This window comes from Reichenbachiella sp. (assembly GCF_965233835.1).
In the GTDB taxonomy this organism is placed as follows: Bacteria; Bacteroidota; Bacteroidia; order Cytophagales; family Cyclobacteriaceae; genus Reichenbachiella.
Genome location: NZ_OZ247585.1, coordinates 4,026,561 through 4,045,991 on the forward strand (window position 1 = coordinate 4,026,561; position 19,431 = coordinate 4,045,991).

At 40.6% G+C, this 19,431-nt stretch carries 23 protein-coding genes; 9 read left to right on the forward strand and 14 right to left on the reverse strand.

Annotated features, from left to right (window positions below; translation table 11 throughout):
• Nucleotides 1-124: 124 nt before the first annotated feature.
• A complete protein-coding gene (locus tag ACO6S2_RS17000; protein ID WP_422359756.1) occupies nt 125-553 on the forward strand; it encodes a hypothetical protein in 429 nt (142 codons plus the stop codon).
• 253 nt (nt 554-806) lie between these two features.
• Nucleotides 807-1,301 carry a hypothetical protein gene (locus ACO6S2_RS17005; protein WP_422359757.1) on the forward strand — a complete coding sequence of 165 codons (495 nt, stop codon included), beginning with the start codon at nt 807-809 and terminating at the stop codon, nt 1,299-1,301.
• A gap of 27 nt (nt 1,302-1,328) precedes the next feature.
• Here the strand turns inward: ACO6S2_RS17005 and ACO6S2_RS17010 are convergent, their stop codons facing one another.
• From ACO6S2_RS17010 to rsmA, 4 genes are read right to left on the reverse strand one after another with little or no spacing between them, the layout of a single operon-like run.
• The gene (locus ACO6S2_RS17010) at nt 1,329-1,934 is read right to left on the reverse strand and encodes a hypothetical protein (protein WP_422359758.1); all 606 of its coding nucleotides are present in this window, start codon (nt 1,932-1,934) and stop codon (nt 1,329-1,331) included.
• Nucleotides 1,924-2,874: an NAD(P)-dependent oxidoreductase gene (locus tag ACO6S2_RS17015; protein ID WP_422359759.1), complete on the reverse strand. Its 951-nt coding sequence runs from the start codon at nt 2,872-2,874 to the stop codon at nt 1,924-1,926. Before ACO6S2_RS17015 ends, ACO6S2_RS17010 begins: the two co-directional genes overlap by 11 nt.
• A 3-nt stretch (nt 2,875-2,877) precedes the next feature.
• A complete protein-coding gene (gene mgtE / locus ACO6S2_RS17020; RefSeq protein ID WP_422359760.1) occupies nt 2,878-4,242 on the reverse strand; it encodes a magnesium transporter in 1,365 nt (454 codons plus the stop codon).
• The gene (gene rsmA / locus ACO6S2_RS17025) at nt 4,235-5,017 is read right to left on the reverse strand and encodes a 16S rRNA (adenine(1518)-N(6)/adenine(1519)-N(6))-dimethyltransferase RsmA (protein ID WP_422359761.1); all 783 of its coding nucleotides are present in this window, start codon (nt 5,015-5,017) and stop codon (nt 4,235-4,237) included. Before rsmA ends, mgtE begins: the two co-directional genes overlap by 8 nt.
• A gap of 208 nt (nt 5,018-5,225) precedes the next feature.
• Between rsmA and pdxA the strand changes: the two genes are divergently transcribed.
• The 3 genes from pdxA to ACO6S2_RS17040 all read left to right on the forward strand — a co-directional run bounded on the left by pdxA (nt 5,226) and on the right by ACO6S2_RS17040 (nt 7,514).
• Entirely contained in the window at nt 5,226-6,257 is a 1,032-nt protein-coding gene (pdxA, locus tag ACO6S2_RS17030; RefSeq protein ID WP_422359762.1) for a 4-hydroxythreonine-4-phosphate dehydrogenase PdxA, read from the forward strand.
• Complete coding sequence (locus ACO6S2_RS17035; protein WP_422359763.1) at nt 6,258-6,863, forward strand: 4'-phosphopantetheinyl transferase family protein; 606 nt, start codon at nt 6,258-6,260, stop codon at nt 6,861-6,863.
• Between the two features lie 66 nt (nt 6,864-6,929).
• Nucleotides 6,930-7,514: a thioredoxin-like domain-containing protein gene (locus tag ACO6S2_RS17040; protein ID WP_422359764.1), complete on the forward strand. Its 585-nt coding sequence runs from the start codon at nt 6,930-6,932 to the stop codon at nt 7,512-7,514.
• A gap of 20 nt (nt 7,515-7,534) precedes the next feature.
• Here ACO6S2_RS17040 and ACO6S2_RS17045 read toward each other — a convergent pair whose 3' ends face one another.
• Nucleotides 7,535-9,655: a T9SS type A sorting domain-containing protein gene (locus ACO6S2_RS17045; protein WP_422359765.1), complete on the reverse strand. Its 2,121-nt coding sequence runs from the start codon at nt 9,653-9,655 to the stop codon at nt 7,535-7,537.
• A gap of 184 nt (nt 9,656-9,839) precedes the next feature.
• Between ACO6S2_RS17045 and ACO6S2_RS17050 the strand changes: the two genes are divergently transcribed.
• Nucleotides 9,840-10,391, forward strand: coding sequence for an inorganic diphosphatase (locus tag ACO6S2_RS17050; RefSeq protein ID WP_422359766.1), 552 nt, complete (start codon nt 9,840-9,842; stop codon nt 10,389-10,391).
• A 13-nt stretch (nt 10,392-10,404) separates the two neighbouring features.
• The gene (locus ACO6S2_RS17055; RefSeq protein ID WP_422359767.1) at nt 10,405-10,761 is read left to right on the forward strand and encodes a hypothetical protein; all 357 of its coding nucleotides are present in this window, start codon (nt 10,405-10,407) and stop codon (nt 10,759-10,761) included.
• A 4-nt stretch (nt 10,762-10,765) separates the two neighbouring features.
• Here ACO6S2_RS17055 and ACO6S2_RS17060 read toward each other — a convergent pair whose 3' ends face one another.
• Nucleotides 10,766-11,635 (reverse strand): alpha/beta hydrolase family protein, encoded by an 870-nt coding sequence (locus tag ACO6S2_RS17060; RefSeq protein ID WP_422359768.1) that lies wholly within the window; start codon nt 11,633-11,635, stop codon nt 10,766-10,768.
• 104 nt (nt 11,636-11,739) lie between these two features.
• Nucleotides 11,740-12,264 carry a GNAT family N-acetyltransferase gene (locus tag ACO6S2_RS17065; protein WP_422359769.1) on the reverse strand — a complete coding sequence of 175 codons (525 nt, stop codon included), beginning with the start codon at nt 12,262-12,264 and terminating at the stop codon, nt 11,740-11,742.
• A gap of 304 nt (nt 12,265-12,568) precedes the next feature.
• Here ACO6S2_RS17065 and ACO6S2_RS17070 point away from each other — a divergent pair, with 304 nt between their 5' ends.
• Nucleotides 12,569-12,868: a hypothetical protein gene (locus ACO6S2_RS17070; protein WP_422359770.1), complete on the forward strand. Its 300-nt coding sequence runs from the start codon at nt 12,569-12,571 to the stop codon at nt 12,866-12,868.
• Nucleotides 12,869-13,009: 141 nt separating this feature from the next.
• On the opposite strand, the gene ACO6S2_RS17075 is transcribed toward ACO6S2_RS17070, so the two are convergent.
• Entirely contained in the window at nt 13,010-13,981 is a 972-nt protein-coding gene (locus tag ACO6S2_RS17075; protein ID WP_422359771.1) for a cyclase family protein, read from the reverse strand.
• A 113-nt stretch (nt 13,982-14,094) separates the two neighbouring features.
• On the opposite strand from ACO6S2_RS17075, the gene ACO6S2_RS17080 reads away from it, so the two are divergent.
• Nucleotides 14,095-15,084, forward strand: a complete 990-nt coding sequence (locus ACO6S2_RS17080; protein ID WP_422359772.1) for a helix-turn-helix domain-containing protein — start codon at nt 14,095-14,097, stop codon at nt 15,082-15,084.
• 4 nt (nt 15,085-15,088) lie between these two features.
• Here the strand turns inward: ACO6S2_RS17080 and ACO6S2_RS17085 are convergent, their stop codons facing one another.
• The 6 genes from ACO6S2_RS17085 to greA form a co-directional block, all read right to left on the reverse strand.
• Complete coding sequence (locus ACO6S2_RS17085; RefSeq protein WP_422359773.1) at nt 15,089-16,174, reverse strand: DUF4097 family beta strand repeat-containing protein; 1,086 nt, start codon at nt 16,172-16,174, stop codon at nt 15,089-15,091.
• A 71-nt stretch (nt 16,175-16,245) separates the two neighbouring features.
• A complete protein-coding gene (folB, locus tag ACO6S2_RS17090) occupies nt 16,246-16,599 on the reverse strand; it encodes a dihydroneopterin aldolase (RefSeq protein WP_422359774.1) in 354 nt (117 codons plus the stop codon).
• Between the two features lie 3 nt (nt 16,600-16,602).
• Nucleotides 16,603-17,454, reverse strand: a complete 852-nt coding sequence (locus tag ACO6S2_RS17095) for a DivIVA domain-containing protein (RefSeq protein WP_422359775.1) — start codon at nt 17,452-17,454, stop codon at nt 16,603-16,605.
• A gap of 187 nt (nt 17,455-17,641) precedes the next feature.
• The gene (locus tag ACO6S2_RS17100) at nt 17,642-18,541 is read right to left on the reverse strand and encodes a WD40 repeat domain-containing protein (RefSeq protein WP_422359776.1); all 900 of its coding nucleotides are present in this window, start codon (nt 18,539-18,541) and stop codon (nt 17,642-17,644) included.
• A 9-nt stretch (nt 18,542-18,550) separates the two neighbouring features.
• Nucleotides 18,551-18,949, reverse strand: coding sequence for an HIT family protein (locus tag ACO6S2_RS17105; protein ID WP_422359777.1), 399 nt, complete (start codon nt 18,947-18,949; stop codon nt 18,551-18,553).
• Nucleotides 18,950-18,951: 2 nt separating this feature from the next.
• Nucleotides 18,952-19,425 (reverse strand): transcription elongation factor GreA, encoded by a 474-nt coding sequence (greA, locus tag ACO6S2_RS17110; RefSeq protein ID WP_422359778.1) that lies wholly within the window; start codon nt 19,423-19,425, stop codon nt 18,952-18,954.
• Nucleotides 19,426-19,431 lie beyond the last annotated feature (6 nt).

Here is a 19,431-nt window from a genome sequence, read left to right on the forward strand (position 1 = left end):
CCATTACGAAAAAGTCGTATCCTTGGGTAGCAGCTCTTTTAAAAAAAATCAAAAATTTTAAATCACAGTATAGATGCAGTGCGGATATAGTGCATTGTTTATATTCGGTTGTTCTAGCTAATAAATGAACTCAATTAGCAAATATTTAATCATACTCTTTACTGTCATAATTCTAACAAGATGTGGAGCTGCATACAAAGAAGAACTGGTGAAGAATCATTACTTGATCGCCGTGGACGTGCATCAACAAATGAGCATTGCGTACCATACTCCAGATGATAGAGAAACCTATATTACATTAATCGGCGCGACAATCTACTCCGTTGGATATAATGAGGAATATATTATCGCAAAACAACACCCCTACAACATCTACAATAGTAATAAATCAAGACAAACCAATTATTTTATTTTGCCAGTTAAGAAAACAATGGAATGGGAAACAAACAATGGACTAATTGGCCCCATGAATAAATTACAATATTTAAGCAAAAAGGAGGAATTAGGTATTGACGGGTTAACTTTTTCAAAGACTTTCGAACACTTACAATGAACAAACTACCTACAACATGTAGGTACGAATACCCCTGCGAGCTTATCGAATCAATGCCAGAATCAGTACCACCGCTCCTCGCGGAATCTACAAAATACTGATAACGCATTCATGGTTTCCCTAGAGGTCTAATTCGAGGCTAATGGATAAACAGGCTTTTGGGGTTGTGCGCGGATCGACTATCTTTCTGCTTTAATCAGGCTGTGAGGCACATAATCCTGCACAGGCGTTATGGAGCGCATCACTCGATCAAATGAAACCAAAAACTCTAATTTTCACATCGTTTTTAGTCATTAGCGGAATCTTTGGATTTAGAGCTGTAAATGAATTCATTAAGTCCGACAAATGCCTTGACTCAGAAGGTAGTTGGAATTATGAACTTGGTATTTGTGAAGAGTTTCAGTTGAACTTGGAGAGTAGTATATGGACAACCGAAGGAACCGAACTCTTCAATGGCGACTCTCTAACTTTCATCAACTCAACAGACGTAGAGTATTTTATGGGAGAGTACGACTGGACTTTTGACTCAAAATATGAATTGAACAGTAACACTCTTAAAGTTCTAACTAAAACTGTCGCGTTTGAAGTAGATGACGTATCTAAACTTCCACCTGACCTAGAACAAACATTTCATGTAACTCAAGACTCTCTAATATTGATAGAACTAAGGAACAAAAAGAATGGAGGCTGGGAACTTGCTGACGAGAATCGACTTAACGAGATTAAGAATTTTGCGAGAGTAAGGTAAGCTCCATAACATGGCCTTTATACCCACCTACTCCACCAAAACACTATCCGGCAATAGCTTCTGATATTTCGAGCCGTAGGTTTTGATAAATTCCAGATAAGCATCTGAGAGGATTTGACTCCAGTTTTCGAAGGTTCGGAGTTGTCCATAGTTGGAGTCAATGATGGCTTTTGCGTTTTCTGATTTTTTGAACTCCACCGTATTCATGTGCTGCATATATTCGATTCCGTTTTTCTGATACATCTCCTGAAATGCATAAAGACTGGAGAGATCCAATAAAATGTCCTGATCAAAATCTTTGATGGCCCCGGTGGAATTGGCCACATTCCAGGCTGCATCGCTGAGTAAGGGGATGTTAAATCCCAAAGAGTATTTCATTGGTTCTCCCTGATCATAGGAGTCCTTATACACCTTCACCTCTTCCAGACGCTCCTCGTAGGTTAGTTGCTCTTCCGCTACGTCTTTTTGATTGGTATATACCTCCAGGAAAATATTCACCAGTGCCCTTTCGGCCAGTTTTTGATCGTTATTAGCTTCTCTCCAATGATTCAACCCCAATGCCAGCAGCACAGCAAATACTACCGAGATAAACTCCATCAGGAGTTTTCCAATCCATCCCTTTTTATTTTCCATCGGTCAAGTTTAGATGTTTGATTTTATCAACCAGTACTTCGTTGATTTTCTGATAAGACTCGAATGACCACCCTCCCACGTGGGGTGAGAAGAGTACACGATCATCTTTGATCAATTGATTGAATATTTTGGCTTGCGGATCGGTTAAGAAATGAAGTTTTTCGTTTTCCAACACATCCAGTGCTGCCATGCGCACCGTTCCATCTTTCATGGCGGCCAACAAATCCTTTAATGGCACTACCTCTCCTCTAGAGGCATTGATGAATACAATCGGCTTTTTGAATTGCTGGAAATAATCGAGATCCACCAAGTTCCTGGTTTCATCTGTCAATGGCACATGCAAACTGAAAATATCGGCTTGCTCAAAGATGTCCTCCATAGCCACCTGCTCGGCGTACAGGTCTCCGTAGTTTTCCTTGTACTTGTCATAGGCGATCACTCGACAACCAAAACCACTCAACTTTTCTGCCAAGGCACTGCCCATGTGACCATAACCCAATAGGCCTACGGTCTTGCCACTGATTTCAAACCCACGGTTTCCTTCTCTATCCCAGACCTTGTTTCGTACGTCCATATCTCCATGCCGGAGATTGTTGGACAATGAAAGCAACATGCCCACCACGTGTTCACCTAGGGCATCACGATTGCCTTCTGGTGCGTTGAGCAATTCAATGTTTCTTGAGGCTAAATAGTCTACATCGCACTGATCTACTCCTGCCCCAGCCCGAGCGATAAACTTCAGTTCTTTTTGCCCTGCCAACAGTTCTTGATCAATCGTGGTCTTACTTCTCACAATAAATCCGACAAACTGATCCTTGTGATTGATAATCTCTTCTCTCGTAATGTCGGGCTTGTATTTTGGCTCAAAGCCAGCCTTTGTCAGCAATGGAGAAATGCTCTTGTGCATTTCGTCGATAATTAAAATGCGATGATTGGTCATGGGTTAGAAACCGTATAGAAAATGTGCAACTAAAAAATAAACAGTCAAACCAAGCAGGTCATTGGCTGTAGTAATGAATGGCCCGGATGCCATGGCGGGATTGATACCTACCCGATCCAGAATCAAAGGAGTGATGGTTCCCATGAAAGAAGCCAAAAGCACCACGCTAAACAATGCAATCGCGACGGTACCCGCCATTGCTTGATCTGAGGTGGAGAAGATCACAATCCCGAATACAATCAATGCTAAGATGATTCCATTGACCACTGCTACAAACAGTACTTTGACCATTTTCTTAAATAACGAATCTTCAAAGGCATTATAACTGGCTAAGCCCTGTACCACTATCGACGAAGACTGAATACCTACATTTCCTCCTGTAGCCGTGATGAGTGGAATGAAAAAAGCCATGGCGGGAATAAGTGCAATATCTTTCTCAAACAGACTAATGAATTTAGCCCCAAGCAATCCTCCCACCAGTCCGATAACCAACCAAGGCAAACGAGCTTTGGACAGTATCCAGACACTATCGTCCTCCTCCACATCTCCAGAGATACCCGTCATCATTTGACGATCCTCTTCCGCTTGCTCGGTAATCACGTCCATCGCGTCATCAATCGTGATGCGTCCTACGAGCTTGCCTTTCACATTCACTACTGGCAAAGCTTCCAGATCATACTTTTGCATGGTGAGTGCCACCTCCTCTTCATCGGCATGCGTACCCACGGAGACGATATCTTCTTCGTATATATCAGCGACCAGGGCATCTGGTTCAGAAAGGATAATCTTCTTAAGCGATACGCGTCCCAGCAGTTTACCTTCGTTGTCCACTACATAGACCGAGTAGATTTTTTCTACGTTTTCGGCCTGTTTTCTAATTTCTTCGATACACTGCTGAATGGTCCAATTGAGATTGGCGCAGATCATCTCCTTAGCCATCAAACCACCCGCTACATCTTCTTCGTAGCGCAGCAGATCCAGGATGTATCCGGCTTTTTCCTCATTTTCTACAGAGGCAATTACTTCTTCACGCTTCTCTATAGGTAACTCATTGATGACGTCTACCCCATCATCAGAATCCATCTGATCTACAAACCCAGCAAGTTCATCTGCCGTGAAATTTTCCAAGAACAAAGACTGTCGGTCCTCTTCAAGATTGACAATAACCTCAGCACCTACCTCTACATCCAAAAGATCGATCACAAACTTGGTCTGTTCGGCATCGAGTTCTCGAATAACCTCTGATATATCCGCAGGATTAACACCATCGAGTGTTGACGTGACGAAGTTCTCCTCTTTAGCATCCACCGCTTCGGTAAATCGCTCGAGATATTCCTTCGACAACTCAAACTCCATGTGCTCAATCATGTCCCTCAATTAGTTTAGTCAATTCGATAAAATCAGCGACTGAAAGCTGTTCAGCACGCTTGTTCAATACATCCATTTGCTGTATGGATTCGGGCAAATTTAGGCCTTTCAAAGCGTTTCGCAAGGTTTTACGTCGCTTTCCAAATCCTTCTTTCACTACCCGTTTGAACAACACCTCATCACAGCCCAACTGCTGAACATTATTCCGTACTAATCGAATAACGCCAGAGTTTACTTTAGGTGGTGGGTTGAAAACATTGGGAGGAACGGTAAACAAATACTCGATGTCATAATAAGCCTGTAACAATACACTGAGAATGCCATAGGTTTTATTGCCTTCTTTGGAAACGATACGATCGGCCACTTCCTTTTGGATCATGCCAACCACATAATTTACCTGATTTCTATTCTCTAAAACTTTAAAGAATATCTGTGAGGAAATGTTGTAAGGAAAATTGCCAATAATACTCAACGGTTGGTCATTGAATATTTTCTTAAAATCACTTTTCAGGAAATCCGCGTATTGAATATCTACTTCTTGTCCTATGTATCTATTTTTTAGATAATCGATGGACTCCGAATCCAAATCCATTAAAACCAGTTGATCGATTCCTTTGTCGACCATCAAGTCGGAAAGCACCCCTGTACCAGGTCCTACTTCCAATACGCAGTTAGGATCGGCAACATCGAATAGTCCTTTAACAATGTTATTGGCAATGTTTTGATCCTTGAGAAAGTGCTGTCCTAAATGTTTTTTGGGTTTTACTCCGGCCATAGTTTACGCAATGCTTTATCTAAATTTTACTCTAGAATTCAGTTTTATCTTCTATTTTGATGGATTGCAAGGATGGACCAAGATCACTAGGTGTATCTCAGGTATTCCTTTTAAATTAGCAATCAAATATTCATTTAATACATACCTAAATGTAGATGATCCCTATACCAAAACAGTGGATACGGATCATTAAATTTTGACATTAGACATGGACAAAGAATCTAAAAGCCATAAACAAAAACCACTCATAGGAATCACCATGGGTGACATCAACGGTGTCGGACCGGAGGTGATCATAAAGGCATTGGAGAATAGTAAAATTACCCAGCACCTCACGCCCATCATTTATGGCTCTGCAAAAGTACTTTCGTTTTATAGAAAGCAGCTCGACCGCAACAATTTTAATTTCTCTCCCATTAACGACTTGTCCAAACCTTACCACAGAAAGGTAAACGTCCTTAACTGCTGGGAGGAGATGGTGGAAATCAACCCGGGACAAGACAATGCCACGGGAGGCAAGTATGCTTTCAAAGCACTGGAAGCCGCTACCAAAGATTTGAAAGAAGGTAAGATTGCAGCACTTGTGACAGCCCCTATCAACAAACTTAATATCCAAAACGACAATTTCAAATTTGCCGGACATACGGAATATCTTGCGGAGAAAGCTGATTCTAAAGAAAGCCTGATGTTTATGGTGTCGGATGCTATGCGTGTGGGGGTATTAACAGGACACATTCCACTCAAAGATGTAGCCGCATCCGTGACCAAAGAAAGTATTATGAAAAAGCTCAAAATGATGAGCAAATCCCTCAAGCAGGACTTTGGCATACAGAAGCCAAAAATTGCTGTATTAGGGCTCAATCCACATGCCGGTGAAGATGGCCTTTTGGGTCAAGAAGAAATTGAAGTCATCCGTCCAGCTATTGAAGAGTTTAAATCAAAAGGACAAATTGTAATGGGACCATACCCAGCAGATGGGTTCTTTGGATCTGGTGAGCACCATAAGTTTGATGCCGTACTGGCCATGTACCATGACCAAGGACTAATTCCATTCAAAAGTCTAACCTTCTCAACAGGAGTCAATTTCACAGCCGGCTTGCCTTTTGTCAGAACATCACCAGATCACGGAACTGCCTATGCCATTGCTGGTAAAAATCAGGCAGACGAAGGATCTATGCGCACCGCCATTTTTGCGGCGTTGGATATCGCTAATTCTCGATTGGAAAACGCAGCATCCTAAATGCAGACGCGCTGGATAAAAACAGATCCGAACAGCACAAGTGTAGGTCTGGCGGAAATAACATCCGAAAATGATGACATTTTAAAGCATGATCACTCAGATTTGGATCATCTACATCCTAAGAAGAGGTTAGAATTTTTAGCTTCACGCCAGTTGGTTCAACAAGTTTGCAACGAACTAGATATTCCCTACCAAGGGATTGAAAAAGATGAATTTGGCAAACCTCATTTGGTCGACTCGAATTATCAAATATCCATTTCTCACAGTTACCCTATGGTTGCTTGTGCTATTCATCCTTCCAGTCCATGCGGAATTGACATTGAATCTATGCGGCCTCAATTAGTCAAAATCAAGCACAAGTTCCTTAATCCAAAGGAACTTGCCTACTGCCAAAACGATTTAAAAAAACTATGCTTGCACTGGTCAGCTAAAGAAGCTTTGTACAAAGTTCACGGTAGAAAAAGCCTGATTTTCGCAGAGCAATTAGCCATTCAGCAAATTACACCTGAAGAAATACAGGCTCAAGTCATTACTGACGAGGGCGTCGAAAATTTCCTACTCAATTATGAGTATTTTTTAGAATATTTCCTGGTTTATAACGTTTAACAGCTGCGCTTCTAACGGAAAACTCAACAAAACTTCTACCTTTAAAGTAGTTACCTAAAACCAAACATGAACCTAAGACTCACCCTTATCCTTGGCGCCTTATTCGTCTCCACTTTTTGCGTTGGCCAGAGTATAGTTAGTAAAGACCTGCGTCTCTATAATGTAATGACAGATAGCGAAATCACCATGAATCATTTCGATTCCCACAGTGCCGTAGTTATGGTGTTTACTAGCATTCGTTGTCCTTATGCTAAACTTTATAAAGATCGGGTAAGTGCAATGTCCGCGCAATATGCTGATCAAAACGTGCGGTTTGTTTTGGTAAATCCACATGCTTCCCATCCATCCAAAAAGGAAACTCTTGCTCATATGAAGGAAGAAGCAAATAGTCTTGATGATGACCTTCTATATTTTGCTGACAAGAACCATGCAGTGCGCAAATCCTTAAATGTAGAAAAAAGTCCTGAGGTTATCATTCTAACACCTTCCGACAAAGGATATAGAAAAGTATACCAGGGCGCCATAGACGACAGCCCTCAATCGGAGTCCCTGGTCCGTAATAACTATGTTCAAATGACATTGAACAATGTACTTTCCAATAAGGCTGTGTCAGTAGATTATCAACAACCCGTAGGTTGTCGGATTCAGTAAATGGTATTCTCCTAGAGCAACTATTTGATTATGACCTTCTGAATATATGAAGATTGCAATCCATTACCTTTAATTACAAATAAGCCTTTGCCTAAGTTCTTGCTCTCAAAAAGTGTTTTGTTATTTTCTACCCTCACTGTTTGTTTTATCCGACCATTGAGATCATATAGTGTCAGTTTCTGCACACCATCAACTTCCACCACAAACACACCCGTGTTTGGGTTTGGGTAGACCTTCATTGCATTTTCTAAGTTGGCCACGGATAAAGTGGTAGCAGTCGAAGCATCGTAAGTTGCGCCAGCAAAACGTCCAGTGTCCTCTTCCTTCAACTGCGCTGTACTTACCTCACTAAAACCAGGGATGTTGTTGATATTTCCTCTCCATGCACCTACTAATAAATGATGCTGGGTAAAAGGGCCCACAGTCTCTCCTTGATCTTCATAAGTCATATCTCCGGCAAAAGCATGATAGTGATAACCGAAGTCACTATGATCATGCCCGCCATAGTCATCCAATTCCTCGCTGTAGCCAGCCATTTCAGAATAATTGACTTCATATTTCCCAAATAAAGCCACTCCATCATAAGCAAAACCAATCAGTGGGGGATGATCTTTTCCGTCGTAATCGGAATAATTGTAAAGATTAATGCCATTGCCATTATACCCATGCCCATCTGCATGGTAATGCAAACCCATACCTCTGCCCACATGTATACCCATGCTCGTGATCTCAGCATCTGCGGCTGCAACTCTCAAATTATTATTGTACGAAGGGTATATAACGACACCGTCTATCGCTATTCCACTCGAAGACGTACCTGTATAATTGTAAGTATCATATTCTGAAGCTCCTAAATTCATGTCGTTGGCCAGACTTCCATAATCGCTCAAATCATTATCCGTAAGCTCTTGGACCAATCCATAGTCCTTCAATGGAATTTTAACCAATTTCACTTCTAACACTGCATTTCTTGTAATGGTTTGTTCTTCATACCCACCTCCTTCTCCATCTCCCGGAGGTCTGGCTACATCAATAAGAAAATTTGGCCCATCAGAAGCGTTGTGCGAAGCGATAACCATGAAAGGGTGGTGCAACCCTTCATCGTCTGTCGCATTGGTGAAATACACGTATTCGACGGTACTTTCATCCAATTTGCTGTTGTAGATATCATTCGCACCAAAAGTTCTTGCCAATAAATTTTCTCGAAACGTCAGATAAACCGATTGGTCATATCGCAGAGAGGCCCCTTCATTAGTTAATGCAGTTGCTATTTCATCCAGTGCTTCACTTGCCGCGGCACTGACTTCAGATGAATTTCCAAACTGGGACTGGTAGCTCTCATCTACATCTTTCAACAGTTGATCTCCAAACAAGTCGCTATCCTCATAATCCCAAACTTCGTCAGGATACGCCGCAAATTCATTGTCTTGCCATGCTGTACTCCCTGGATTAAAATCAGACCCAACTTCCAAGCTAAAATCTATTAAATCAAATGGATTCGCTAAATAGAAGGCTGATGCATCTCCCTCAGTTGAAGTCAACGCTAAATCTTCTCCAGATATCATCAACCATTGAGTGGTCCATGATTCGTTAGATTCGAATTGTGCTGTCGACGAATTGTGATCATACTGCGCCACTGCCTTGATGGTAGTACTAGCCGCTAAGCCTTCTAGCTCAAAAACCAAATATCCTCCTGTATCATCCGCATAGTACGACCCTGCGTCCGATGTAATCAAACTACTCCCGTCCGTATTCAATGCTGCATAGCTATTGAGTAAGGGTTTGATCAAATATTGACCAGACAGTGCAGCATCCGTATTAGAGTTGATATCTACCAGTTGAAACATACCACGTAATAAAGAAGAATAGGTGGCCGAGCTGCCGCTGAGATGATCTTTATTTTTAAAACTTGTTGTCGAAGTTGTAGCATCGTCCCAAATTAGGGCATCGGTTTGAGCAGAAGCATCAAGTAGAATGATATGTTTCAGGTTCTCTATGGCTGAAATAGTAGAAGGCGTCCAGGTTTCATCATAGGTTTGGACCAAAATTTCTGCAAATGTCTTCGGTGTATGAACGTCAAAGGTCTGGGCTCTTGCCTGTGTGAAAGTAAGTATAGCTATAGAAAGAAATAACTTTTTCATAATTGTAATAGATGTGCTACAACTAAAACGAAAGGATACATGGATGCCCTACCCTACTCACATTGAATTTGGTTGCTAGGTCAATTAGTAAATTGATTACAACTAACAACTAATCTTTATCACTTCTGCTTAGCCTTTATTCCCAGAGCGATTACCTTTGCGTTTTTATTTCGAAACACACACTATGAAAATATTTCCAAGTAATCCCTGGCACAAAGTGGCCGTTGGTGCGGGCACGCCAGATGTGGTGAATGGCATCATTGAAATCCCACAAAACACAAGGGCAAAATACGAACTGGATAAAGACTCTGGTCTTTTAATGATGGATAGAGTACTTTACTCTGCCATGTACTACCCTGCCAACTATGGTTTCATTCCTCAAACCTACTGTGACGATGGTGATCCATTAGATATCGTAGTATTGTCACAAATTGACATTGTTCCTATGTGTATTGTATCTGCCAAAGTGATTGGCGTGATGCGTATGCTCGATGGTGGTGAAGCAGATGATAAAATCATCGCAGTAGCTGAAAATGACATGAGTGTCAATCATATGAACGATATTGGCGATTTACCTCCTCATTTCACTAAGGAATTGAAAAATTTCTTTGAGGATTATAAGAAGCTAGAGCAAAAGACTGTCGAAGTTGAGGAATTTCAGGATGCAGCCACAGCCAAAGAAATCATTTTACAAAGTATTGAAGACTATAAAGAGCTGATGGCTCAAAATTCATAAAACCAAACCAACCATGACCGAAATTCTATTTCCCACTCTGGCGGCGCTCATTGGCACCGCCTTTGGTGGCCTAATCACCTACTTCACCCAGCGCCAGCAACTCAAACATGATTTAGAAATCCTCAAGCAAACCTACAAGACCGATTTTATGGCTGAGGAAACAGCAAAGCATTTCCTAAGTCATAAAACTTATACAGATCGGTCCTTCGATGTGCTGAAGAAACATCTGGGTGGCTTCGAAGATGATGAGCTACGAAAAATTCTGGTACGAGCAGGTGCTATTCGTGAATTTAGAGAAGATGGATCCGAATGGTGGAGACTTCTTTCTCGCATGGACGAATACATCGAGAAAAAAAGAAACGGAAAATAGTCTGCTATTTCTGAAGGCTCAACCAGTCATTAATTTTTGAAAACAAATCCTGTGGAAACTCCTCAGTATCCACGTCAAATAGGCTATGATTAGCATTTCCAAAACTATAAATCGTAAAGTTTGGTTTAGCCATAGCTGTGACCACTTCTTCGTCGAACAAAGTAGGATGGCTCATATCCCGCCCTCCAAATAAAAACAATGTTTCAATCGTGCAAGATTTTAAAACTGATTTTGGGTCGTACCCTATCTCTCCATTATATTCAGAAATCATTTGATTGGACTCTTCCACAGAATAGCCATCTGCAATTAAACTTTCATAAAACTGTTCTTCTCCCGTTGAGGCCGCGCCTCCACTAGCGAAAATCATTACATTAATATCTGTTGTCATCTCCTCGTAGATCATCGTACTAACCCAAGTACCTTGACTTGCAGCAAACAGACCAATTTTACCCTTCTCTATATCATGATGCTTCTGCAACAATTGAATAATACTAGAAACATCCTGTGCTCTGGCAGCTAAAAAATCAAAGGGATTCTCCACGGTCTCGGTGGGATAAACTCCCGTAGAACCACCTATTCCACGTTTATCGTAAATATACAAGCCATAACCAAATGAATTAAAAATAGGAGCAAACGGCTCGGTACTCGCTCTGTCTTCATTGCCTGACCCCTCTACAGCGATTAAAACCGGAAATGGCCCTTTCCCCTCCGGCAAAAACAACTCACCTTCTATCGATGATGTACCTACTACAGTCGTAAACACCCCTTCACCAAAAATGACTTCATCTTCGGATTCACAGGAAATAAAGACCTGTAAGAAAACAATGCTTACCGAAATCAATAAGGTTTTATAAGATTTGCTAATGCTGCACATGGCAATTGGGGTTTTTAGTCTACTAGATATCAATTCTATTTTAAAGACTGTGATCTAATAACCAACACGTACAACAATTACGAAAACACAGATATCACATCAAACTAAAGCAATAAACGGAACCCAAAGACCGGTAAATCGCCCTGTTTAAAATCCAGGTCTAAAGCCCGCTTGAACCCTATCTTTTCGTACATATTCCAAGCGATCTGCATCGCCTTCGTTGAGTGAATAACCAAGTGTCCTTTTTTAGAATCTCTGGCCAAATCGATACAAGCGCTAATCAGAAGCCTACCCAATCCTTGCCCTCGCCATTTGGCATCCACTGCGAGCAATCTAAAACCTGAGGCATTCTCTTCCAGCGTAGCTGTTCCTCCAGATCCATAATTTTTCATATTACCGAAGTATACCACAGCACCACCTATTTCCCCTTCTTTAGATACGGCTACTAATAGTCTGGTGTCGGTCTGTTCGGTCACCTTACCAATTGTGCTAAGCATCTTGTAATATTTCGGCTGTTCCTTTGGCGAAGGGAAACCATTTAATTGAGCATACACCCTTACCATCAGTTGTCCAATGACCTCGAACTCATTGTTTTTTGCGTCTCGTATTTTAAACCTAGCATTCCGCATATTTTTTTTTGTTTTTTATGAGCCAATAGATAAAACGCGACTTCTCGAACCTAAGACCTAATACGCTTTAAAATAAGCTAAATTATCAACCTTTAAATTGGAATTTTGCACGAGTCAAAATTCTGGAAGTTGAAAAATCACCCACAAGTGAAAATTGGCTCAAAAACCATCTATTCGTCCATTTTAAGCCATATCCGTATATTTACTGAGTGCAATTTCACTAATAATATAGAGCTAGGCTCAAGTCTTCTTCTTGTAAATTGCATGTGTAATCAATAAAGTTAAACCTGAAAATAACTGAACGATGAAAAAGCTATTATTTACCCTTGGTGCACTGTTTTTTATTTGTACAGTAAATCAAGCACAAAGTAAAAATGACCTAAAAGGACCGAAAGCCAAAAACTATAAGGTATGGCAAGATGAAAGTCCAGCTGCTGAGGTATACACTAGTGCTGACCAAATATCTATGAAAGGGCCAGAAGCCAAAAATCAAAAAGTGTGGGCAGATACTACAACTGATGAAAATAAAGTAGCAATCAAAAGAGATACTAGAAAGAAAGGTTTGAAGGGGCCAGCAGCCAAAAACTTCAAGCCTTGGAAATAATATCTGTGTGATCAGCAGATCGCCAGGAAGATCAATTTTCTTCTTATGCATTGAGACTTGCTCTGATATACCAAATCGGTATAGTGAGCAAGTCTCATTTTCAAGTAAATCCGAAAAAATAAAGCAACCAAACGACTACCGCTAGTATATAGCAATGGGTCTTGCAGGAGATCCGGTAGCACCTTTTAACCTGATAGGTGTGAAGAAAAGAGCGAATCGGTCAACTTCACTCCTCAATATTTCCTCAAAATTCATAAATTCAAGATTTACAATTCCGTGCTTTACTAACATATCAAAATGAACGGCATGCGTCCCTCCTTGATCGGTAGAATTATCCGAACCAACCAAAGAAATCTTCTTACTGACTAACCATTCCGCCACTTCCTTATTTATACCTGGTCTTGGTGCCAACACCTTTTCCTTATCTGGCCAGTATCTCCACCACCCATAATTAAAAAACACAGCATCGCCTTCCTGAATGTCTTCTGGCGCAATACTTTGTTTCCTCATCGCTTCCTTCACATCCTTAAGTGTAACCTCATATCCATCACCTAAAGTGTTAACATTTTTTGACTTTGCTATATCAATTAAATAGCAGCGTGTAACAATTGGTTTCACCTTTTCTACACCTAATTTTAAAACTCCATATGGGCTTTTTAAGTCATCTCCAGTGAAACCATTATAGTACCGATCTTCCGTTTTTCCATTAGGTAAAATGATTCGTTTGCCTATATGTGACGGTGCATCAAACTGAGTTCCTGCATGACCCAATTCACCTGAAAAGTAGTCGTCATTCCAAACAATATTATTTAGCCCTGCTGGCCCTCCAGTAGGAAATGAGGGTGAAATGACCTTAAAAGTTCTACCTAAAGCCACTGGCATTTCCGGCTCATGAACAAAGGACAATTCACTTATCTTCCCTTCCTTAATCATAGACATCGCTCGCATTACCGTAATTGTAGATATTCTATTGGATGACCCTGCTTCATCTCCGACTCCCCACTCTGGATGCGGCCACCATTTGCCATTTGTTTCATCTTGCCCTTTTGCATGATTCGCGAAGCATAGCAGCAACAGTAAAAAAGCAAAAAGCATATAATATTCTCTCATCATTTTTTGTTTAAAGTTTATCTTGCAATCACGCATACGCTCCTAGAAAAGTGACAAAAAAGCAGAGGTAATTTTTTCACATTTGTGGAATATGAAACAAACTGTAAACGACTCAAATGGCCCCAAATGAATACTGGAAAATAGGAATAGCGGTTTTTTGTTCCATTGCCATAGTGCAAAGTTTATTCTTAGCCGGACTTTTCTTCACCAAAAGATCATCCAACAAAGCACTTTCATTTCTTGCCATACTTTTGATTGGCTTGGGGCTAAGGATTGGAAAATCCATCTTTTCACATGTATGGACAGAAAAGATTCATTGGGGCGTTCTGTTGGGTTGCGTTGGACTCTGGATGATCCGGCCAAGTTTAACGAACTACGCAACCCAAAGGCAAAACCAAAAAGTAATAAATAGATACTGGTATCACTACCTTCCGTCGTTTCTCCTACTGATTTCAGGTCACTGGTTGGGCTTTGATCATCTCAATTGGGCCTACCGACTCGGCACAGCTGCATTTAGTCTCTATCTTATCTCACTATACTTTCAGAGACCATTTACAGGGCTAAAACAAGAAATGAACACCTTACTTTTTTGCTTTGCTCTGATTGACACGGCCTTCATTGCACAACTAGTCACGAATACTATAGAATTTTATGTAGCTGGCTCTGTAGTTGCCTGTACTGCGCTATACTATTTTAACTTTATTATCATCAAAAATCATCTATTCTTAAAAAAGCATAGTGGAACACCTTCCTTTGACCCTGAACTAAAAACATTATTCACAAGGTTAACTCAACTCTTTCTTTCCGAGAAAGTTTATAAAAAAAAGGGCCTTACAATAAACCAAGTAGCTCTACAACTTCAAATTCCGGCATATCTTATTTCACAGTCTATCCAACAGGAAGGTTTAAACAATTTCAACCAGTTTGTTAATCAATACCGAATCTCCGACATAAAGGTCATCCTCGAAAATCCGGACCGATTGGACAAAGTCGAACAGCTGGCTAAGGATTTTGGATTTGCAGGCGTTTCTTCTCTATATCAAGCTTTTAAAAAGGAAACTAATATGACACCGCACGCTTATCGTAAAAATCATGGCCCCTCTTAGGAACTCAATCGTAAGTTAAGCTAACATCTCCTCCTGAAGCATGTAAGCTAACTAAGGAGCCGCCGCCATTTACTCGCCCTTCTACTAAGTGATCCTTTGAAGTCCCTGAGAAATTATCTAAGACGGTCCGGATATCTTCTCCTCTGAGCAACAAGTCGAATCCCTTGTTTCCTGGAACAGTAACAGCGATACTTCCATCAGATGTTCGTAGCTCTAAGTCACCGTTTAATTCAAGCATGTTTCCTTTGATCTGTCCATCAGAAGTTCGTGCTTTCAGTGATCCAGACAGGTCTCGAAAAGAAATATCACCATCAGATGTATTTACGGTCATAGTTCCATTGACTCGTCCCAATCGAAGATCACCATCACTGCTCGTTAATTCTAAATTTCCATCCATCCCCACTGCGGTTATATCCCCATCGCTTGTCACGAGATCTACTTCACCTTTTATATCTTCTAATTCTACATCACCGTCCGAGGTACGACCATCTACGTCCCCATCTATATTTTTTAGCTCTATATCACCGTCACTAGTAATCGATTCTACATCCCCTACCACTTGACTCACATAAATATCACCATCAGAAGTGCGAGCATATAAATCTCCGTTAACTTTCGACACATCAATATCACCATCACTGGTTTGCATCTCTTGAGCAGCGGTTAATCCTCTCAATCTCACGTCGCCATCAGATGTTCTCAAATCACATGAGGTTTTGAACGGTGTGTATATTTCAAATGAAACATTGAGTCTATTCCTCCAGTCTCTCATTCGATATTGGTAGCGCTGTTTCACTGATATAGACAAATAGTTGTTTCCTGAAGAGATGTCTATGATAAATTCCTCTTCCAATTCCTTTGGAGAAATTTTCAGTACTTCATTATTCCGTTCTACAATGTAAAATACCTCTATTTCATTTTTATCAGAAGGATAAATAGATACATCACCGTCAGCTGTATTGATGGTCAGCTTAGGCGATTCCGATACAGAATAAACTTCATTGAAGGAGTACTTTTGCTTTTGAGCAAAACCATTTAATGAGAAAAATAAGCAACTTATTATTAAAGATACGGATAGAGCGTTTTTCATGACTTTGAGTTTTATTATAAATAACAAAACAAAGACATGACTCTTTCAAAGAAGTTGCACGAATCTGAAAATTATCTGGTTTGGGTAATAGAAACCGAAGCTTTTTTACAAACTCCTTTTATTGGTGGGTTGTGTTTACTCACTATGGCAGTTACCTGCTGTACAGTGCTAAACTGCTTGAGCAACTCTTTGCACATAGACGAAGCCAAAGTTTCAAGTAGTTTAGTTGAAACGGACATAATAGTGGATACAGTCAAATAAATTTCCTCATAGTTGATCGTTTGATCGAGATCATCATCTGTAAAAGCTGAGTTTTCTATCAACACCTCTACATCGACCGTGTATTTGTTTCCTACCTTACGTTCTTCCTCATAATACCCATGGTGGGCAAAGAAGTCCAATCCCTCCAGCCTTATTGTAGTCATTGATTAGTCTTCCAGTTCGTCGAAAAATGACAATCCACCTTCTGCCACTGGCTCCTTCTTCACTTTTGGTTTAGCTACTGGCGGCGTAGGAGTAGTTCTTGCAATCGGATTCTCTTCAGAAATGTAATTTTTCTTGACTGAAGCCTGATCATTGGCTTCAGGTCTGGCATCCTCCAGGTTTTCTTCCTGGACTGGCTCCTTTTTTACCTTCTCCATTTTCACTTCCTCAAGTTTAATGGATTCGATTTTTGATACGCTCTCGTCAGAATGATTACTGACTCTTTCTGAGGTTTCTCGAAGCAACTGCTTCACTTTCTTTACATGTGTTTCAATACCAGACTCTTGATATTTCACTTTCTCCACTTTACTCATCACATCACCGGAAAGCATTTTAAGTTGAGAAATGATATTGTCTCTTTGATTCTCTATAATGCGATAGTTTTCCTCCAATTCCTTTACTTCGCCTGTCATTTCTTCCATGACATCACGAGCTTCCATTTCAGCCTTTTCAATAATTGCACGAGCCTTATTCTTGGCTTCGCTAATCATAGCATCTGCATTGATTTGAGCCTCCTTGAGATGGAGAGCAGCTGTTTTATTGGCCTGATCCACGACACTTGCGCCAGTATCTTCAGCTGTTTTCAGTGTTTTGAAAAGGGTGGTTTCTACCTCTCTCAATTTCTGAACTTCTTGTTCAAGTTTATCTCTTTGTTGTTTGAGGTCCTTGTTTTCGTCCAGAAACCGCTCCCATTCGTGCGAAAGGGATAATAAAAATGCCGTAACCTCGTCCTTGTCTAGCCCTCTAAAAGACTTTTCGAACGTCTTTTGCCTGATTTCTAATGGAGTAATCTTCATCTGTCTATAGATCTTTTAAACACCAAAGGGATCAATTATGATTGAATCACCTCATCCGATAGATGTTTGGTTCAAGCTATTTCGATCAGTAGTTTTCTATACCTATCAATCTTAATATACTTATATTAATACGTACAAACTGGTAGTTTAATTACTAATTGGGCGGCTTATAATGCAATTATAAACATTATTTCTTAATATCTATACGCCAAACGCCTATAGAACGGTCGTCACTGCATGAAATTAAAAGGTCATTATATTCCATCCAGAGCAGTTTATTTACAGAGGTAAGATGACCTTTATGGCGTGCCTTGTCTATTACTTTGATCAATTTGCGCTGCTGATAATCCCAGATTTTGATGGTTTTATCCATGCTTGCACTAGCCAAATAGGCTCCATCTTGCCGTTCCACAATATCGTTGATAGCGTACATGTGCGCATTAATGGACTCATCCAGATTCAATTCATTCAAATCCCAGAACTTTAGTCGTGCATCACGACTGCCACTGATCACGACCTGATCTTTTTCAAGCAAAGCAAACACTGAGTTTTCATGCGCGTGTACCTCTTTCTTCAATTTAAAGTTAGGCAGATCGTACTTCCGGATAAACCCATCACTAGAACCAACCAGACAGTGGTTATCATTAGTAATCAATATCTCTCTAAGATTCTGATCACAAACCTCTACCTCCTTTAGAACTTTGAGCTTCGGCAAATCGATAATCACCAGTTTCCCATCGCCCGTTCCTACAATCAGCATATCTCCAGCTACTTGCATATCGAAAATCGCTGATTGGGTAAACTGTAAAGAACCCAGCTCCTTATTGGACAACACATCTATAAGATGGATGCCTTCATAGTTTTGAGCCACTATGAGCAGATGTCTCTCAGGAACCAATCGAATAGAGTAAACAGAGGCAGGAACCTTGGCTATCAAACGCCCACTGTCCGTCTTATTAAGATCCCACTCGACGATGTTTCCATCTCCACCAGCAGAATAAAATAAATGAGGTTCTACTCCTTTTTCCAGGGTATAGACTGCATCCGAATGACCGGTATAAGTTATCGTTTTTTCTATTTGGACCATACGGTCTGATTACAGCTGAATAGCGGATTTAATCTTAGCGGCAGTCTCAGCCAATTCTTCTTGTGCAGGCTTCAATTTTGGACGGGCAAAGTTTGCATCATCCATGGTATTCATAGGAATCAAATGCACATGGGCATGTGGCACTTCTAAACCCAACACAGACACAGCTATGCGCTCACATGGAATAGCTTTTTGAATCCCTAGGGCTACTTTTTTTGCAAATACATGCAATCCTGCCAGCATATCGTCATCCAAGTCGTAGATGTAGTCAATATCTACCTTTGGTATAGCCAAGCAATGGCCTTCCATCAAAGGATTTATGTCGAGAAATGCCAGATAGCTCTCGCTTTCAGCAACGATGTGTGCTGGTATTTCTCGACTGATTATCTTACTAAAGATGCTAGGCATGTCTATGCGAGTCCAATTTCTAAAATCTCAAAATCAATATTGCCAGCTGGAGCCTCTACTGTTGCTATCTCACCAACTTTTTTACCTAATAATCCTTTTCCGATTGGTGATTTCACAGAAATCTTAGCAGCTTTCAAATCTGCCTCTTCTTCGGCTACCAAAGTATACTTTACTTCCATGCCGTTCTTTTTGTTTTTGATCTTCACCGTAGAAAGAATAGAAGCTTTTGACGTGTCAATTTGCGATTCGTCAATGATTCTAGCGTTTCCCACTACAGCTTCCAACTTAGCAATTTTAAGCTCTAATAACCCTTGAGCATCTTTTGCTGCATCATACTCAGCATTTTCACTCAAGTCCCCCTTGTCTCTTGCTTCAGCAATCTGCTTCGCAATATCTGTTCTGCCGTGTGTCTTCAGTTCATTCAGTTCATCTTTCAACTTCTGAAGCCCTTCTTCTGTATAATATGATACACTCATCTTGTT

Bases quoted from the DNA above. Each gene is read 5' to 3' on its own strand.
- ACO6S2_RS17000 (WP_422359756.1), top strand. From the start codon at position 125: ATGAACTCAATTAGCAAATATTTAATCATACTCTTTACTGTCATAATT.
- ACO6S2_RS17005 (WP_422359757.1), top strand. From the start codon at position 807: ATGAAACCAAAAACTCTAATTTTCACATCGTTTTTAGTCATTAGCGGA.
- ACO6S2_RS17010 (WP_422359758.1), bottom strand. From the start codon at position 1,934: ATGGAAAATAAAAAGGGATGGATTGGAAAACTCCTGATGGAGTTTATC.
- ACO6S2_RS17015 (WP_422359759.1), bottom strand. From the start codon at position 2,874: ATGACCAATCATCGCATTTTAATTATCGACGAAATGCACAAGAGCATT.
- mgtE (WP_422359760.1), bottom strand. From the start codon at position 4,242: ATGATTGAGCACATGGAGTTTGAGTTGTCGAAGGAATATCTCGAGCGA.
- rsmA (WP_422359761.1), bottom strand. From the start codon at position 5,017: ATGGCCGGAGTAAAACCCAAAAAACATTTAGGACAGCACTTTCTCAAG.
- pdxA (WP_422359762.1), top strand. From the start codon at position 5,226: ATGGACAAAGAATCTAAAAGCCATAAACAAAAACCACTCATAGGAATC.
- ACO6S2_RS17035 (WP_422359763.1), top strand. From the start codon at position 6,258: ATGCAGACGCGCTGGATAAAAACAGATCCGAACAGCACAAGTGTAGGT.
- ACO6S2_RS17040 (WP_422359764.1), top strand. From the start codon at position 6,930: ATGAACCTAAGACTCACCCTTATCCTTGGCGCCTTATTCGTCTCCACT.
- ACO6S2_RS17045 (WP_422359765.1), bottom strand. From the start codon at position 9,655: ATGAAAAAGTTATTTCTTTCTATAGCTATACTTACTTTCACACAGGCA.
- ACO6S2_RS17050 (WP_422359766.1), top strand. From the start codon at position 9,840: ATGAAAATATTTCCAAGTAATCCCTGGCACAAAGTGGCCGTTGGTGCG.
- ACO6S2_RS17055 (WP_422359767.1), top strand. From the start codon at position 10,405: ATGACCGAAATTCTATTTCCCACTCTGGCGGCGCTCATTGGCACCGCC.
- ACO6S2_RS17060 (WP_422359768.1), bottom strand. From the start codon at position 11,635: ATGTGCAGCATTAGCAAATCTTATAAAACCTTATTGATTTCGGTAAGC.
- ACO6S2_RS17065 (WP_422359769.1), bottom strand. From the start codon at position 12,264: ATGCGGAATGCTAGGTTTAAAATACGAGACGCAAAAAACAATGAGTTC.
- ACO6S2_RS17070 (WP_422359770.1), top strand. From the start codon at position 12,569: ATGAAAAAGCTATTATTTACCCTTGGTGCACTGTTTTTTATTTGTACA.
- ACO6S2_RS17075 (WP_422359771.1), bottom strand. From the start codon at position 13,981: ATGATGAGAGAATATTATATGCTTTTTGCTTTTTTACTGTTGCTGCTA.
- ACO6S2_RS17080 (WP_422359772.1), top strand. From the start codon at position 14,095: ATGGCCCCAAATGAATACTGGAAAATAGGAATAGCGGTTTTTTGTTCC.
- ACO6S2_RS17085 (WP_422359773.1), bottom strand. From the start codon at position 16,174: ATGAAAAACGCTCTATCCGTATCTTTAATAATAAGTTGCTTATTTTTC.
- folB (WP_422359774.1), bottom strand. From the start codon at position 16,599: ATGACTACAATAAGGCTGGAGGGATTGGACTTCTTTGCCCACCATGGG.
- ACO6S2_RS17095 (WP_422359775.1), bottom strand. From the start codon at position 17,454: ATGAAGATTACTCCATTAGAAATCAGGCAAAAGACGTTCGAAAAGTCT.
- ACO6S2_RS17100 (WP_422359776.1), bottom strand. From the start codon at position 18,541: ATGGTCCAAATAGAAAAAACGATAACTTATACCGGTCATTCGGATGCA.
- ACO6S2_RS17105 (WP_422359777.1), bottom strand. From the start codon at position 18,949: ATGCCTAGCATCTTTAGTAAGATAATCAGTCGAGAAATACCAGCACAC.
- greA (WP_422359778.1), bottom strand. From the start codon at position 19,425: ATGAGTGTATCATATTATACAGAAGAAGGGCTTCAGAAGTTGAAAGAT.